The following is a 16,686-nucleotide window of genomic DNA, read 5'->3' as shown; positions in this document are numbered from 1 at the left end:
GATTATTAAAAGTAAGGTTTTAAGATAAATTGTGTTATTATTTCAAAATTAGAATTCTTACTTATCACCATAATGACCTTTTGCAGAAATGATTTCTACGGTTACGATATTTTCTTCGACACTGTAAACCAAACGGTTTTTGCTGTCGATTCGTCTTGACCAAATATTGGATTCTTGAAACTTCAAACGTTCTGGTTTTCCTGTTCCGAAATAAGGATTTTCCTGAATTTCTCCTAAAAGTTGAAAAAGCTTTTTTAATAAAATTTGATTCCCCGATTTTTTGTAGAAGTCTATATCTTTTTGCGCTTGTTTCTTGAATATTAACTCATAGCTCATAAACCCAAAAAGTTTTTGATATCGTCTTTTGTCTTTAAAACAACAGCTTTTTCCTTGTTATTCTTTGCCTTATCAATTCTTCGTTCCAATTCCGCTACGTTTTCCGGAATATCAAAATAGGGGTCGTTGCTGGGACTTAAGCTTTCTGATTTTTCTTCTTTGAAAACAAATTGCGCATCCAAAGCTTTCAAGACTTTTTTGAGTAATGACGCTTCTTTTCTGTTTCTTGGATGTATGATAATTGATGCTTCCATCGTATTTTATTTTATTAAACCTCTACGAATTTACAATTTTTAATTTTTGCTCAAAACATCATTTATCAATTATCATTCATCATTGATGACTAAACCGTATAACTCTGGAACGCTTCTTCCAGACTTCCGAATTTTCCTTTGAACTCAGAAATCGGGGAATCTTGGATGATGTTTCCTTGGTGAATCAAAATCACTCTGGAACAAAGCGCTTCTACTTCCTGCATAATGTGCGTGGAGAGAATCACAGTTTTTTCTTTTCCGATTTCTTTGATGACGTTTCGGATTTCGACGATTTGATTGGGGTCGAGGCCGTTGGTTGGTTCGTCTAGAATTAATAAATCTGGTTCGTGCAGAATGGCTTGCGCCAATCCTACACGTTGTTTGTAACCTTTGGAGAGTTGGGAAATTTGCTTGGATTTTTCTGGCGTGATTCCGACCAATTCTATCACTTCTTCTACTCTTTCTTTTTTGATGTTGTGAAGATTGGCTACGAATTGCAGATATTCTTTCACATACATCTCGTTGTAAAGCGGATTGTTCTCCGGAAGGAAACCGATTTTCTTTTTGGATTCGATTTCGTTTTCTTTGATGTTTTTGTCATTGAACAAAATTTCGCCTTCATCGATTTTCAGGACGCCTGTGATGGATTTCATCAAGGTGGATTTTCCAGCGCCGTTTGGGCCGAGAAGTCCGATGATTTCGTTATTTGAAATGCTTATGTTGATATCGTTGAGCGCAATTTGCTCTCCGAATTTTTTTGTGAGTCCTAAAATTTTTAAAGACATCTGTGATTTTTATAAATGATAAATGATAGATGATGAATGATAATTGATTTACAAAATTATGAAAATTGATTGGTATAATTTAAACGCAAAGCACGCAAAGATTTTTTTGACATTATTGAAAATATTTTTAAGACTCGCAAAGACGTAAAACTCATCAAAGAAAAAAGCTTAAAAAATTATTTTTGTCATTCCGTAGGTATCTCGACAGTTTAGATTCTTTCAGAATGACAATATTCTGGATAAAAAAATTCGTTAGTTTCAACAATTGAGAAAATGCTGATTAAGAGACAAATGTTGAAACTCTGCGAAGCACGCCCCGACTTGAGTGGAGCTCTTTTTTTGCTGAGGGAAAAGCTTTGGCAAAAAAAAGCGGGAACGGAAGGCGGATAAAGGCGCCCAAATTATAATTATTGTACTATTAAAATCTTTATTCTTTCGCCTTTTTTCTTGTGTCTTCCACTTTTTTTGTAACAAATAATTTTTATTTCTACTAACCGAATAGAGTTAAAGCAAGAATGGATTCTGAGAAAGAATTTTTAGAGAAAATCGATAAACATAAAGGGATTATTTTTAAAATCTCCAAAATGTATATGGACAACCGTGATGACCAAAATGACCTCTTCCAGGAGATTGTTTATCAGGTTTGGAAGTCTTTTCCCAGCTTTGAAAGGAAGTCTGAATTCTCAACTTGGCTTTACAGAATTGCATTGAATACGGCGATTATTTTCTTGAAATCGGAAAAGCGACGGAGCTTTATTCAGAACGATGATGTTTCGGTTTATAAAATCAAAGAGGAAGATTACAACCTCGAAGATGAGCTGAAACTGAAACAAATGTATGAAGCCATCCAAAAACTGAATCCAATTGACAAAGCCTTGATTTTCTATTACTTGGAAGATTTTTCCGGGAAGGAAATGGCAGAACAAATGGGAATCTCGGAGGGAAATGCGCGGGTGAAACTGAACAGAGCAAAGGAGAAACTGAAGGAATTAATTTTATAATAGGTTACAAGAACCTCAGCCTGACAACGTTTCTCAAGACAGCACAAACTATCTACTATCAACTATCAACTATCAAAAATATGGAACTCGATAATCTTAAATCACTTTGGAATAAGGAAGATGTTTCCGAAACGCCGGAGATTTCGCCTGAGAAGCAGAGACAACTGCATCATCCTTTGGAAAGGATCAGGAAAAATATGCGCTATGAATTTTGGTCAACGGTGGTTTTGATGCCAATTATTTTAATGATAGTTTGGTTTTCTCCATTGCCTTTCAGATTCAACTTATATTTAGAAATTCTGGTACTTTCTATGACTTTGGTCACGGGTTTTTTCTTTAACAAATTTTTCAAACTTTATAAAGAAATAAGCAATCCGGCTTTGGGAACTTTGGATTCCCTGAAAGACCTTCTTCATCAATTTGAGCTGAACAAGCAGTACTACGTTTCTTTCTATCTGAGTTTTGTGCCATTTTTTGTTTGTGAAATGATTATCGTTTTAGAATCAATTCCGCAGACTCATAACTATTCAAATGCAATGCTGGCTATGGTTTTTCTGGGCTCGGTTGCATTTGGACTCACAATGGTTTATTTTATAGGAACGGCTTGGTTCAAATATTTTTATGGAAAATATATCAAAAAGATTGAGGTTTTGGTTGAGGAGATGAAGAAGTAGCATTAGGCTGACATTATTAATATTCAGGTCGCAAATTCAAAAGTTTACGGCTTTTTATTTTTATTAATAAGCATCTGATTTTCATAAGCTGAAAATTTTTGTAAATTTGCGAACTTATGGGACAGATCCTGGCAATTGACTACGGAAAAGCAAGAACGGGAATCGCTGTGACAGACGATATGCAAATCATTGCAAGCGGACTGACGACGGTGGAGACACCGAAGCTGATGGATTTTCTGAAAAAATATTTTTCCGAGAACCAAGTAAATGAAATCGTTATAGGACTTCCCACAGATTTGAAAGGAAATATGTCCGATATCGAAACTGAGATCCAGAAATTTATTTCAGGCTTCGAAAAGGAATTTCCAGATAAAAAGATCAATCGTCTGGATGAGCGTTTCACTTCCAAAATGGCTTCTTTTTTCATTAGCCAAAGCGGAAAGAACAAGAAACAAAGACAGGAAAAAGGATTGATCGACAAAGTGAGTGCAACGATCATATTGCAGAATTTTTTAGAACAAAAAAGATGATTTTACCAATTAGAGCCTTTGGCGACGCGGTTTTAAGAAGAAAAGCACAGGAAATAGACAAAGATTATCCTGAGCTGAAAACGCTTATCGAAAATATGTTCGATACGATGAACGGTGCCAACGGAATTGGTTTGGCGGCGCCTCAGATCGGTTTGGATATTCGTCTTTTCATCATCGATGTTTCGCCTCTTGCGGATGATGAGGATTATGAAGATATTGCGAACGAATTGAAAGACTTTAAAAAAGTGTTCATCAATGCACAAATATTGGAAGAATCTGGCGAGGAATGGAAATTCAACGAAGGTTGTCTCAGCATTCCGGAAGTTCGCGAGGATGTGAAGCGTAAATCGACCATCAAAATAGAATATTACGACGAAAATTTTGTTAAACATACCGATACTTTTCAGGACATCAGAGCGAGAGTGATTCAGCACGAGTACGACCATATCGAAGGAATCCTTTTCACAGATCACTTGAGTGCTTTGAAGAAGAAAATCGTGAAGGGAAAACTTCAGAAGATCGCAAACGGCGACGTGAGCGTGAATTACAAAATGAGATTTCCGAAGTAAATAGTACAAAGTAAAATGTACAATGTAATTAGTACAACCGACTTTGTACATTTGACAACCGACAATTATAAAATAGATTAAAGAAAACATACTAAAATGCAGTTAGAAAAAATTATTTCAATCTCCGGAAAACCGGGACTTTTCAAATTGGTTTCTCAACTAAAGAACGGATTTATCGTTGAGGATATCTCAACTAAAAAGAAAACAAGCATCTCAAACTCAAGTCAAGTAAGTTTGTTGGACAATATCGCGATGTTCACTTTTGACAAAGAGGTTCCATTGTTCGAAGTTTTTGAAAATGTTGCAAAAAACTACGATTACAAAGCGACCATCAGTCACAAATCCTCTGGCGACGAGCTTAGAGCATTTATGACTGCATCTCTTCCAAACTATGATGTGGAAAGAGTTTACGAATCTGACATCAAAAAATTGGCTCAGTGGTACAACCTTTTGCACAAAGCAGGCTACATCACACCAGAAAGTTTCGTAAAAACAGATGCACCTTCTGAAGTAGTAGTGGCTGAAGAAAAAACTGAAGACGCAGCAGAAAAAAAACCTGCAGCTAAAAAACCAGCAGCTAAGAAAGCAGCTCCAAAAACGGAAGAAGCAGCTGAAGAAAAACCGGCAGCTAAAAAACCAGCAGCTAAGAAAGCGACTAAAAAAGAAGATTAATTTTTCTTAATTAATTTCAAATTATATAACTCTCTCAGAAATGTTTATTTTTGAGAGAGTTTTTTTTATGAGAGTTATTTCACTAGTTCCATCAATTACAGAAACCTTATTTGACTTAGGTTTGACTTCTAATGAAATTGTTGGAAGGACAAAATTCTGCATTCATCCGAAAGAATTGGTAAAAGATGTCGAGATCATTGGCGGAACGAAGAACCTTAATATTGATAAAATCAAAGCTTTAAAACCAGACCTCATCATTGCCAACAAGGAAGAAAATGTGAAAGAACAGGTTGAAGAATTGATGAAAGACTTCAAAGTATTGGTGACGAATGTGGAAACTTTGGAGGACAACTATTACTTGATCAAACAACTTGGACATCTATTTGCGAAGGAAGAAAAAGCGCAATTTTTCAATCTGAAAACTTACGAAGTTTTTGATATTCCGAAGCCTGAAAAAAAATTGAAGGTCGCTTATCTCATTTGGAAAGATCCTTATATGACGGTTGGTGGCGACACTTTTATATCGAGGATCTTGGAAGAATTGGGATTTGAAAATTTGTTTAAAGACCAAAAACGCTATCCCGAAGTTCGATTGGAAGATTTGAAAGAAGCAGATTTGATTTTCCTTTCATCAGAGCCTTTTCCTTTTAAAGAAAAACATCTTGGGAAAATCCAGAATGTTTGTATTGATCAGAAAATTATGATTGTGGATGGAGAAGCTTTTTCGTGGTATGGATCGCACTTGGCAAAGTGTGGGGAATATTATCTGAAGCTGTTGGAGGAAATTAATTAACAAAATTAAATTATAAAAAAAGTCGCAAAATAAATTTTACGACTTTATATCTTTCATTCTGATTTTGAAATTCTACAAAACCTTCGCAACCTCCTCGCAAAGCCAGTTGAGCAATTCTTCGTCTTCTTTTGTGAATGGGTCGATGGAATGACTATCAATATCAATTTGACCGATGTTTTCGCCGTCTTTGAAGATCGGAACCACGATCTCTGCTTTTGTATCAATGGAGCAAGAAAGATAATTATCCTGAGCGTGAACATCTGGCACCACGAAAGTCTCTCCAGAAACCGCTACCTGACCGCAAATTCCTTTTCCAAATGGAATGATCACGTGATCCGTCACCGCACCCACGTAAGGCCCAAGAGCCAACTCGTCCTTGTCGCCGTTTTTGAAATAGAAACCTGTCCAGTTGTAATAAGAGATCTCTCTATCCAAAAGCTGACAAACTTTCAGAAGCTTCACATTTGTATCTTGTGGACTTTCCAAAATTACTGAAAGTCGTTTTTTTAGCTCTACCATTTTTTTATTTTAATCCTTCGAAAGTTAATTCTTTATAACCGAACATTCCCCGGTCTTTTATCATTTGTGCCACACTCTTCGGCAATTCCTCTTCCCAACCCAAATCGTGGGCCATAATTTTTTTCAGAATCTCTCTGGAATAGATCTCCAGGAATTTTGGATTATATTTTTCGATGTCAACAATTCTCTTGTTGAGCTTGAAGTATTTGTATAATTCTTTCAGGTTATCGTGAACTTTCAGGTTCTCTGACGTTAGCAATTCGCCATTCTCAGGGTCTTTGTAAGGATACAGATAAACGCGCATATCTTTTTTGAAGAACTTACCGAAGGCTTCCAAAATTCCACCTGGCAGATTCTTGTAATATTCCTCATCAAAAACATCCAAAAGGTTGTTAACGCCCATCGCAACGCCGATGTGTTGATTGGTAAACGATGAGAAATAATCCACCATCCTGTAATATTCTGAGAAGTTGGAAATCATCACCGTGTAGCCTAACGTTCCAAGAATATCGACTCTATCAAGGAAATCACGCTCATCGATATCGCCGGCCGCTCTCAGATTGGAAATGGTGATTTCAAATAGAATCTGCGTATTCTCACTATCGCAGGCATTATCCTGATTGAATAGATCCAAACCGTGCTCGAACATATCAATATTCACGCGCGTTACAGGACGGAAACTTCCTCTCACTGCAAAAATATTTTTCTTGTAAAGAATGTCTGCAGGCAACATATTGCTTCCTTTGGAGTTGAAGATTACCGCGTCTGTCATTCCCAATTTCACCAACTGAAGACTCATCAAGCGATTGTCCACATACTGGAAAGCCGGTCCGCTGAAGTCGATCATATCAATTTCCAAACGGTCAAGTGAAAGATCATCATATAAAGATTCTACAAGAACTCTCGGATTATCGATATAGAAATAAGCACCGTAGATCAGATTAACACCCAAACTTCCCAGAGTTTCCTGCTGTAACGTCGGATTGGTCTCTTTGAATTTGACGTGGATCACGATCTCGTTATATTCCTCGCTTTCAGAATTTTGATATCTGATTCCCACCCAGCCGTGGCCTTTGGAGGTTTTATCGAAATTGATGGTTGTTACCGTATTGGCGTAGGAAAAGAACTTTTTTCCCGGATTTTTTTCTCTCGGAATCCTTTCTTCGATAAGCGCCATCTCGTAGCGTAGCATCTTTCTGAGACGGTTTTGCGTAACATATCGGTTTTTGTTTTCGGTACCGTAGATGGCATCACTGAAATCCTTATCATAAGCAGACATCGCTTTTGCAATCGTCTGAGAGGCACCTCCAGCACGGAAAAAATGTCTCACAGTTTCCTGGCCCGCTCCAATCTCCGCAAAAGTTCCGTAGATGGATGAATCCAGATTGATGGCTAATGCTTTCTGCTTAGGGGTAAGTTTTGGCTTTATCACGAAGAATTAGATTTATTTTGTAAATTTACCAAAATAACAGCAAAAATAAAAATGCTTTTAAAATTTTTAGGAACCGGTACTTCGCAAGGCATTCCTGTTATTGGCAGCCATCATCCGGTCTGCCTTTCTACCAACCAAAAAGACAAACGTTTACGCACTTCTGCCCTTGTAACTTCGGATTCTGGAAAGAAAATATTAATTGACTGCGGCCCCGATTTTCGTCAGCAAATGTTGATGAATCACGAGGAACAGATTGATGCGGTTCTCATCACGCACGAACACAACGATCATATTATCGGTTTGGATGACCTTCGGCCTTTGATCTTTAAAAATAAAAGCTCGATGCCGATTTATTGTAATTCGCGGGTTGCAGTTGAGATCAAAGAGAGATTCCCATACGCTTTCTCAGAACAAAAATATCCAGGCGCACCAAGTTTTGACCTTTATGAAATAGAGGAAGAATTTAAATTGTTTGATGAAGTGGAAGTTCAACCGATTGACATCATTCATTCAGAGATAAATATTCTTGGTTTTAAATTTAAGAATCTGGCTTACATTACGGATGCCAGTAAAATTGATGATAAGGAAAAAGAGAAGTTGAAGAATCTTGATTTTTTCATTATCAATTGTCTTAGGAAGACGGAACCTCATCATTCACATTTCATTTTGCCACAAGTTTTGGCGTTGGTGGATGAACTTAAACCAAAAAAAACCTATCTCATTCACATCAGTCATCATCTGGGATTCCATGATGAAGTGGAAAAAGAGCTTCCCGAGAACGTTCATCTGGCTTTTGATGGTCTGGAAATCGAATTTTAGAAAAAATATATTTTTGATTTACAGTCCGTTAAAAAATAAATGTAAAAATTATCTAAATTCATTTTTATCGGGTCGAAAATAATCCTATATTTGCACACCAATTTAAAACAAACATCAGCCCAGTTGGCGGAATTGGTAGACGCGCTAGACTCAAACTCTAGTATCGAAAGATGTGCCGGTTCGATTCCGGCACTGGGTACTTAAAGAGACAACTATCAAATAGTTGTCTCTTTTTTATTGCGTAAAAATATTTATTAATAATCAGATACAAAAAGGATAAATCCATCCAAAAAGATAGTAAGAATTGTTTACAAAATGAGTTAAAATAAAAAGGCTTAGATCCAAAGATCTAAGCCTATCAAAAAATAATTATGATTAAAAAATTCTAGTTCTTAATGATCTTAAATCTCTTAACTTTTCCATCTACCGTAGCTGCTTCTACGATGTACGTTCCAATTGGAAGATCAGCAACATTCACTTTTACTTTAGATTCATTCAAACTATTTCCTAAAACTTTCTGTCCGACCATATTGTATATGGTAACATTTATCAATTTTTCGTCAGAAGAAATATTTAATATGTCTTTTACCGGATTTGGATAGAAAGTTACTTTTTCAGCATTGCTTACGTCATCTGTTCCCATATTTGCTGCTAAGCAGACACCATTGATCTTATAAACAAATTCTCCGTTGGTAAGATATCCCCAGCTGTTAGTAACATTATTATAATAAGCCGCAAATTGACCTTGAACATCTGCCGATGTAGCTTCCCAAGCTAATGCGTCACCTCTCATTTCTAACCAATACTTACCTTTTGGAAGTTTGATTGGATTGTCAAGTTTTACTTTATAACGGTGGAAATAAAAATTAAATTCAAATCCTGTAACCTGATCGTGAACGATCTGTCCGTTTGAGAAAGCTATTTCTTCTCCTGGTAATCCATTATTATCCTTTAGAATCGCAAATCCAAACGTAGTAGCAAACTTAGCTACAGAAGGCTCTATAGAATTGATTGTGAATGTTCCGTCTGCAACTTCAAAATCTACCGCCAATCGTTGTTCAGTATCACCATTTAGAAGAAATGCATTTTCAAGTTCGTTTGATAAAGCTTCTCTTATACAAGCGTTAGGATCCAAAACATTTACTTCAAAAGTTCCAGCTAAAGTAGGATCATCAACAGATGTCGCTTTCACAACTACCAGTCCAGCTTTCAATCCGGCTACCAAACCAGTACTGCTAATTGTTGCAAATTCAGAACCTGATTCTACTGTCCAGTTGACATTCTGTGAGAGACCTTGTGCATTCACGGTTGCTTTCATCTGTAAGCTCTGTCCCATAAACACCTCTGCATTTGAGCCATCAAGCGTATTTACGACTACCGGCATTGGTGTACAGTTTCCACTAATCCTGAAAGAAGCATTGAAACCACCTTGTCCTAATTTTCTCCAGCCATTTCCGTCATAGCTATTCAAATGATAATCGCTACCAATTCCTCCAAATGTAGTGGTATCCCAGAATATGGATTGTGCTGTATTTGCCACAGGATTAATCCAATACGTTCCCTGATCAAAAGCAACTGCCTGTGGTAAGTTTAATTCTATTTCATACAAGAATTGTTGATTGGGACTATTTCCTATTATTTTCACCAATCTTTGGGTAGTCACTGGAATATTCAATATTTCTCTGATCAGCTGTCCAGGAGCTCCGTTATCATTTTTCAGAAATCTGAGGTCATAAGATGTATTAAAATTTTGTGATGGATAGATCACGGTCATTCTTAATTTCGATACGGTAAATCTGGTAAGTGCCGGCACTATGAAGTCATCTGCACTTGTAATAAGATTCTTGCTTATTCCTGCTCCATATCCATAAAGAGAAGACTCATTACCCTGGCCGCAGCCATTTTTGAATACATTAACTCTGATCTCGCCATACAAAGTACCATCAACGTGTGTTGCACGGATAATTGCAAATCCTTCCTGCAAAGCGGTAACTAAGCCACTATTACTTAGACTTACAACATCAGAACCTTGCTGTATGGTCCAGGTTACTTTCTGATCTGCTTCCACAGGAATTACTTCTGCCTTCAATTGCAAAGTACCGCCAATCGCATTGATGTCAGGAAAGAAACCATTCGCCGTTGTTACTGTAACGGATTGTGCGGCAACATCACTATCCTGATTCTTTATATTGACAGCAAAGGTTTTGAAGATCGAACTATTTTCAGCGGAAGTAGCCTTTACAGAAACTATTGCATCAGAAGCTGTTGCAGTGACCAATCCTGTACTGCTCACAGTAGCAAAATTCCCTCCTTCAAACATACTCCAAATTACATTTTGATTTGCAGCAAGAGGAAGGACGCTTGCTTTAAGTTGAAGCGTTCCATTGTCCTGAGTAATTTCTGCAGGCACATTATTTTCTGTTGTTATCTCAATGCTTTCTGCAGCAACAACACCTAAATTTAATTTTTTGACCGATAATTTACCTAAACCAGAATCTGCGAAAGCAAGAAACAGATTTCCAAAACTATCAACAGCTAACGAATTATAAATTCCTTGTCCTTGTGACGCAAATCCGGTTCCGGCCTGAGACCAAGAATTGGTAGTTCCATTGTATGCAACAACAAAGTTTCTGAGAAGATCATCATTTTCCCATTTGCTGTAGGCAACATAAACAATATTATTAGCACCAACAGCTATACTTGTATGTTTTGCTCTGAACTGTGAAAAATTTTCGCTGCCTAATTGAGACCAGGAAGTACCATTAAATTTTTTAACATTAAGCTTATTTCCTCCAGCAGATCCGGAAACATAAGCAATGTACAGATTATTATTACTGTCAATTGCAAGAGAAGAATTGTAATCCTCTGTATTAGCTGCTGCTGCAAGATTTGCAATACCTCCTACAGGTTGCCAAGCTGTTGTAGAGCTAGCGTTCATATCATTTTCGTAAACGTGAACGAAGCCACCGTTATTGAAACTAACATAAACTTTACCATTGGTTCCAACGACCATATCAAGGAAAGAAGCTCCAGCTCCATTAAAACTAGATGTTCCAACTTGTTGCCAAACACCTCCTACCAATTTCTTTACAGTTCCTGAGTTCTCACTATTTGCAGCGAACAAAGTGTTGTCTGCAGCGATGGCAGAAGTATTGAAATTAATAACGGTATTGGTAACGTTTGCCAATGTGGCCCAGGCGTTGTTTGTAAACTTTCTGACTTCCATACCTGTAGCCGGTGATGCGGCCTGATTGGTAAAATAAACAGAACCCTGATTATCCACACTTAGCGAATTATAAGAAGCAAAACTAGGTGTCATTCCAGGCGCGCCACCAAGATATGACCAGTTTGTACCGTCAAATTTTTGCACGGAACCTTTTTGAGCAGCTGCATCATAATATCCTACAAGCAAATTATTTTGATAGTCATTTACCAACGTCAGTCGCCCTGCAACGCCATTAGAGATTCCGGAAGCAGCTCCTACCGGCTCCCAAACCTGAGCATGTAATTGTCCAAACAGCAAAAGCCAGAATAGCAATGCGTAATTTGTAAAAGTTTTTTTCATATAAAAATTATTTAGTAATTAATAAACACAACTCAAATGTATGTTTATCAAAAACTAAATAACGAAAATCTCCTACACAATGCTTTACTTCACAGCGAAAATCTGCATACACAACAGATACTCACATTTGAAAATCAACAACTTATAATTTACACAATGGTATCGAACCAATTATAAATATCTGTAGTGCTAGGGATATCAAGTCGTTTTCTGATCCTGTGTTTTTTATTTTGAACTGTCCTGGGTTCCATAAAAGTAATCTTTGCAATCTCTTTTGTTGATAGTTTTAATTTCAAATAGGCACAGAATTCTATTTCCGAATTAGAAAGGCTGGGATTTATTTTCCTTAATTTTTCTGAGAATTCCGGATAAGTACTTTCAAAAGCAAACATAAATGACGGATCATTTTCTTTTAAAAGGCTAAGCAGTTTGTTATACGTTTCGTGTGGTGCTTCTTTTTCTGCTAATTTTTTTCTTCTGATTAAAATAAAACTCCAGGATAATAAACAAACCGAAACTATGATGACACCTCCTAAAATGACATTATTAATCGTTTTGGATTTGCCCTCATCTTTGCGGTCTTTTGAAATTACCTCGTGTAGAGAATTGTATTTGCTTTGAAGTTCAGAAATCTCATTTTGCTTCAGCAGATTTTCATAAATAATAGAACTATCCCGCTTGCCTGTTAACTTATAAAGTTCAGCAATATCTTTGTATAGATTATTAACATTTAGCTCATAACCACTCTTGCCTGTGAGTTTAAGAGCTTTGTGATAGTAGTAGAGTGATTTTTCGTAATCTTTCTTTATTTTATACACTTCTCCAAATACCTGATAATTGGAAATCATTATTTTGTCATCCATTTTATCATTAGTCCATAAGTCTACAGATTTTTGAGCGAAATAGTTTGCAGAATCTATGTCATAAGCTAGGTAAATACTTGCTATATTGGAGTAATTAACGTACTGAAAATTATTAATCTGAACAGGATCAGACAATTCCTTGTAACTGTTAATAGCCTTATACAGTTTTTTTACTGCCTTTCTAGGCTCTCCTTTATCTGCATAAACATTGGAAAAGCTGTTTAAAACATTGGATTTCGCAAAAAATATCTTGGCATTTTTTGATTTATCCTTTTCCAATGCTTTGTACGCAATGTCGAGATGATAGATTGCCTTATCATAAAATTGATTGATGGAATACGCTTCTGCCATATAAACATTTCCCATAGAAACCGAATAGAGATCATTGTATTCACTTGCCTTTGCTTCCAGATTTTCCGAAGCTTTCAGCAAACTGTCGATTTGATTTTTACTGTAAAAATAACGACACTTTCTGTCCAGAAGTTTCAACTCAGAGAGCGAATCGTGTGCAGCGCGGGAAGATCTTAATAATGGATCGATCTGTAGATAGGCTTTGTCAATATTTTTGGTGAAAAGTTTTGCATTTGCTGTAACCTTTTCCTTGATTGCATTATTTCCATGAGATTGTGAAACACATAGAAATCCAGTGAACAAATAGAAAATTAAGAAAAATTTATGCACAATTGAATTTCTGGTAAACATCTAAATTAAAATATTGTAGAATTATTTGTCTGATCATTTTGAACGAATAAAGGTATCATTTTTTTAATTAATTTTAAAATAGATTATTGATATCCTAGCTTCAGTATTATAATCTTTAATTCGATGTTTTTAAATTTTCAAATAAAGTGGCAGTATTATACTTTAATACTTAGTGATTTTGAGGAATTTAAATGTATTAAAAAAATTGGTAAATAACTGTCAATTGTGATAAAAGTTATTTTCAAATGAGATAGGATTTCAGTTCAACATTATATAAATAAAAAAAGTCCGGCATTACACCGAACTCTTAAAATATAAAGAAAGGTTTTTGATCTTTTAATCTTTCTTAAGATTTATGATCAAAAGATGAAAATTATTTTTTGATAAACTTTTGTGTAGATTTTCGTCCTTGTTTATTAGTCAATTCCAAAACATAATTTCCGGAAGTTAATTTCTGTGCATTTATGGTCTTATCAGAAGACTTACCATTAAGAACAATTTGTCCTGTAGCATTATAAACCTGATAAGATAATTCGCCGGAATCATCAGACTTAATATGAATAACATCTTTCACAGGATTTGGATAGATTACAACCTGGCTTGCATTATCAACATCAGAAACGGCTAAGAGATCCTGAATATTCAAAGAGTAATCTTCCACTTGTCCATAATTGATCGTCGAACAAGATGTTGGTGTCTGATTGTATGCAGCCTGAACTCTTAACCTGACAGTTCCTGTGACAGCAGACGCTGGAATCGTAAAAATGCCGGAAACTGTCGAAGCATCCGTAGCTGTTATTTGTGACCAGGCATTTTCGCCACTATCTGTAAAGATGCCATTGTTGTTATAATCGATGTACAATCTGTATCTCAGAGGGTAAATAATTCTAGACCAATATGGCTTTATGGTAATCGTGTAGGTCTGCCCTTTTTTCACATCAGTGGAGATATAAGAAAAGTCTTCGTATCCAGCATTTCCTGTACTTTGGTTATCGATTGTATTTAGTTTTACACTTTGGATCTTCATAAAACTTGTAGATGTAGATTGTGAAGTACAATAAGCATTACCAGTTGCCAATGTTGTAACAGGAACGATATTACTGAAGCCGGATTTATTTCCTGCCTCGTCTTTTGCTTCAACCTTGAAATTATACGTGCTCGAAGCCGTCAGTCCAGTCACATAGAATGAAGGCTTGTAAGTTGTCCCCAACAAAACATCATCTTTGTAAACGTTATAACCATCCAATGCAAAATCATCTGTAGAAGCCGTCCAGGTAAGATAAGTTGAAACATTGGTCGTGGAAGTTGCTGTAAGATCAAGCGGTGAAGTTGGAGCTGTTGTGTCTGTTCCATTAGGATTGTATTTTGTCCCTAAACCCACTGCATAAAATGCGTCCTGAGTAGCAATAGCCTCAGGAGAGCCCGCGCCATAAAGCTCAATGGCAACCTGAATTCCCAGATCACGCGTATTGCTGTATGTTGAATTAGGTGTAAGGAAAACGGTCTCTAGGCGATAAACAATCTTGGAGGCCTTTTCAAATCCAATTCCTGTTACAGAATATGATTTTCCAATATCATTGGTTCCCGTTTTCCCTTGAACTAAAACATAATACCAATGGTTCAGAACACCACTGTTTGTATGTACGCCACAGTTATCATTGGTATCAGATGCGGGAACAGCACAGCCCTCCTGCGCCGTTGCAGGAATCCAGTTCTCTCCACGATAAGTATCTGGCTGACCTGCTGATTTTGGATCACTCATCGATCTAAGATAGAAAGGCGAATAAAGAGTAATATCTTCACCAATCAAGAATGCCTGTTTATTTGGCAAATAAGTATTCTCTACCGCTGCTCCCCAAATATCTGAAAGACCTTCATTGATAGCACCAGATTCTCTTTGATAGATAAGTCCTGCCGAAGTGGAGCAAACGCCGTGTCCCAATTCGTGCGCCGTAATATCAAATGCCGTCAAAACATTGAAGGTCGTCGTTCTGTCACCGTCACCGTACAGCATGTATAAACCTGCCCAGGATGCATTATTATAATTGGTACCGTAATGAACGTAGCTTCTAAGAATAGACCCGTTGTTGTCATAACTGTTTCTGTTATGAATATTTTTAAAGTAATCGTAAGTTTTTTCAACACCGAAATGCGCGTCCAGAGCTGCGTTGTCAAAATTGGAATTGTCGAATTCTGCAGCACTCCAGTTATTATCAACATCTGTAAAATCTACAGCTAATGCCAGATTGCTGCTTTTTTTAAGATTGTATGTTCTGATGCCATTCCCTCTAGTGGTATCGTACAAAAGGTAACTAGTGCCAGCTGTATTTAGGGAAGTTTCTATTGTCTGAGCTCCGCTGTATTTGGTAGCAGCATTTGCAGGAACAAGTTTTGCTAGAGTATTTTTTAAGGTTGAATCTTTTACATCCGAAATGATTTTACGGGTATCGATTTCCTTTTGTAAAATATTTTGCGAAGAGTGTTTCATAATCGCATCACTCAACAGAATTTTGCCATCAATTGCACTTACATAAATATAGGCCCGGCTTATAGGCTGAGATGCAAAAACATCAAATTTATATGCTAAAGTCAGTTTATAGCTTTCGTCAGCTTGCTGTATTGGAAGAAGCACCAATTCTCCAGACGGTTTTTTATAATTATCGACATTGCCGTCAGCATCTTCCCACATATATTTCTTTGCGCCGACACTTGCGATTGCCTTATCCAAAGCCACCTGTGATGATATCTGAGGAATTACACTTGCATTGGCAGTCGTAAAAATCTCGCCATTCATACTGGTCAGATCATCATTTTTGTAATGCAGATTATAGATTCCAAACTCTACGATCACATTCTTGTGATATAATTGATATTTCTCATCAAGGAAATTACCGCTAGAATTTTTTTCTGATTTTGAAAGTCTTAATTCTGCTTCTGCGGGAAGTTGTAATATTTCTTTAAAAAGTTCCGCTTTGGACTTTGATGCCAAGCCGGTATTCTTTTTAAAAGTAACAAGACTGACACTTCCATTTTTCTCAACAGTTTTCCTGTCGACATATTCTTGTGAACTTACCGAAATACTTACACCTAGCATTCCGCAAATTAGACCAATACGTAAAATTTCTTTCTTCATATCTTAAATATTAAATTCATTTCAAAAATTATAAAATTC

General features: G+C 36.5%; 15 protein-coding genes and 1 tRNA gene. 8 read left to right on the top strand and 8 right to left on the bottom strand.

Annotation, left to right across the window (positions count from 1 at the left end):
* Positions 1-57 precede the first annotated feature (57 nt).
* From PQ459_08260 to PQ459_08250, 3 genes are all read right to left on the bottom strand, one after another.
* The gene (locus PQ459_08260; protein ID WDF48457.1) at positions 58-336 is read right to left on the bottom strand and encodes a Txe/YoeB family addiction module toxin; all 279 of its coding nucleotides are present in this window, start codon (positions 334-336) and stop codon (positions 58-60) included.
* Positions 333-590: a hypothetical protein gene (locus tag PQ459_08255; GenBank protein ID WDF48456.1), complete on the bottom strand. Its 258-nt coding sequence runs from the start codon at positions 588-590 to the stop codon at positions 333-335. The genes PQ459_08260 and PQ459_08255 overlap by 4 nt, the downstream gene beginning before the upstream one ends.
* 89 nt (positions 591-679) lie before the next feature.
* Entirely contained in the window at positions 680-1,375 is a 696-nt protein-coding gene (locus PQ459_08250) for an ATP-binding cassette domain-containing protein (protein WDF48455.1), read from the bottom strand.
* 515 nt (positions 1,376-1,890) lie between these two features.
* Here PQ459_08250 and PQ459_08245 point away from each other — a divergent pair.
* From PQ459_08245 to PQ459_08220, 6 genes are all read left to right on the top strand, one after another.
* Positions 1,891-2,376 carry an RNA polymerase sigma factor gene (locus PQ459_08245; protein WDF48454.1) on the top strand — a complete coding sequence of 162 codons (486 nt, stop codon included), beginning with the start codon at positions 1,891-1,893 and terminating at the stop codon, positions 2,374-2,376.
* 80 nt (positions 2,377-2,456) lie between these two features.
* Positions 2,457-3,050, top strand: coding sequence for a hypothetical protein (locus PQ459_08240; protein WDF48453.1), 594 nt, complete (start codon positions 2,457-2,459; stop codon positions 3,048-3,050).
* Between the two features lie 116 nt (positions 3,051-3,166).
* Positions 3,167-3,580 (top strand): Holliday junction resolvase RuvX, encoded by a 414-nt coding sequence (ruvX, locus tag PQ459_08235; GenBank protein WDF48452.1) that lies wholly within the window; start codon positions 3,167-3,169, stop codon positions 3,578-3,580.
* The gene (gene def, locus PQ459_08230) at positions 3,577-4,149 is read left to right on the top strand and encodes a peptide deformylase (GenBank protein WDF48451.1); all 573 of its coding nucleotides are present in this window, start codon (positions 3,577-3,579) and stop codon (positions 4,147-4,149) included. The genes ruvX and def overlap by 4 nt, the downstream gene beginning before the upstream one ends.
* A 96-nt stretch (positions 4,150-4,245) precedes the next feature.
* A complete protein-coding gene (locus PQ459_08225; GenBank protein ID WDF48450.1) occupies positions 4,246-4,821 on the top strand; it encodes a DUF5606 domain-containing protein in 576 nt (191 codons plus the stop codon).
* A 67-nt stretch (positions 4,822-4,888) separates the two neighbouring features.
* Positions 4,889-5,614: a helical backbone metal receptor gene (locus tag PQ459_08220; protein ID WDF48449.1), complete on the top strand. Its 726-nt coding sequence runs from the start codon at positions 4,889-4,891 to the stop codon at positions 5,612-5,614.
* A gap of 72 nt (positions 5,615-5,686) precedes the next feature.
* Here the strand turns inward: PQ459_08220 and PQ459_08215 are convergent, their stop codons facing one another.
* Both PQ459_08215 and PQ459_08210 read right to left on the bottom strand, forming a co-directional pair.
* Positions 5,687-6,133, bottom strand: a complete 447-nt coding sequence (locus PQ459_08215) for a GAF domain-containing protein (GenBank protein WDF48448.1) — start codon at positions 6,131-6,133, stop codon at positions 5,687-5,689.
* Positions 6,134-6,137: 4 nt separating this feature from the next.
* A complete protein-coding gene (locus PQ459_08210; protein WDF48705.1) occupies positions 6,138-7,562 on the bottom strand; it encodes a TonB-dependent receptor in 1,425 nt (474 codons plus the stop codon).
* A gap of 54 nt (positions 7,563-7,616) precedes the next feature.
* Here PQ459_08210 and PQ459_08205 point away from each other — a divergent pair, with 54 nt between their 5' ends.
* Both PQ459_08205 and PQ459_08200 read left to right on the top strand, forming a co-directional pair.
* Complete coding sequence (locus tag PQ459_08205; protein WDF48447.1) at positions 7,617-8,384, top strand: MBL fold metallo-hydrolase; 768 nt, start codon at positions 7,617-7,619, stop codon at positions 8,382-8,384.
* A gap of 117 nt (positions 8,385-8,501) precedes the next feature.
* Positions 8,502-8,583: transfer RNA gene (locus tag PQ459_08200), tRNA-Leu, on the top strand.
* 186 nt (positions 8,584-8,769) lie between these two features.
* Here PQ459_08200 and PQ459_08195 read toward each other — a convergent pair.
* The 3 genes from PQ459_08195 to PQ459_08185 all read right to left on the bottom strand — a co-directional run bounded on the left by PQ459_08195 (position 8,770) and on the right by PQ459_08185 (position 16,647).
* Positions 8,770-11,949, bottom strand: coding sequence for an Ig-like domain-containing protein (locus PQ459_08195; protein WDF48446.1), 3,180 nt, complete (start codon positions 11,947-11,949; stop codon positions 8,770-8,772).
* Between the two features lie 149 nt (positions 11,950-12,098).
* On the bottom strand, positions 12,099-13,493 hold the full coding sequence (locus tag PQ459_08190; GenBank protein ID WDF48445.1) for a LuxR C-terminal-related transcriptional regulator: 1,395 nt from the start codon (positions 13,491-13,493) through the stop codon (positions 12,099-12,101).
* A gap of 394 nt (positions 13,494-13,887) precedes the next feature.
* A complete protein-coding gene (locus PQ459_08185; protein WDF48444.1) occupies positions 13,888-16,647 on the bottom strand; it encodes a M4 family metallopeptidase in 2,760 nt (919 codons plus the stop codon).
* Between the last annotated feature and the right edge of the window lie 39 nt (positions 16,648-16,686).

This window comes from Chryseobacterium sp. KACC 21268 (assembly GCA_028736075.1).
Lineage (GTDB): Bacteria > Bacteroidota > Bacteroidia > Flavobacteriales > Weeksellaceae > Epilithonimonas.
The sequence above is the reverse complement of the archived record's forward strand: the minus strand, read 5'-3'. Positions and strand labels throughout refer to the sequence as shown.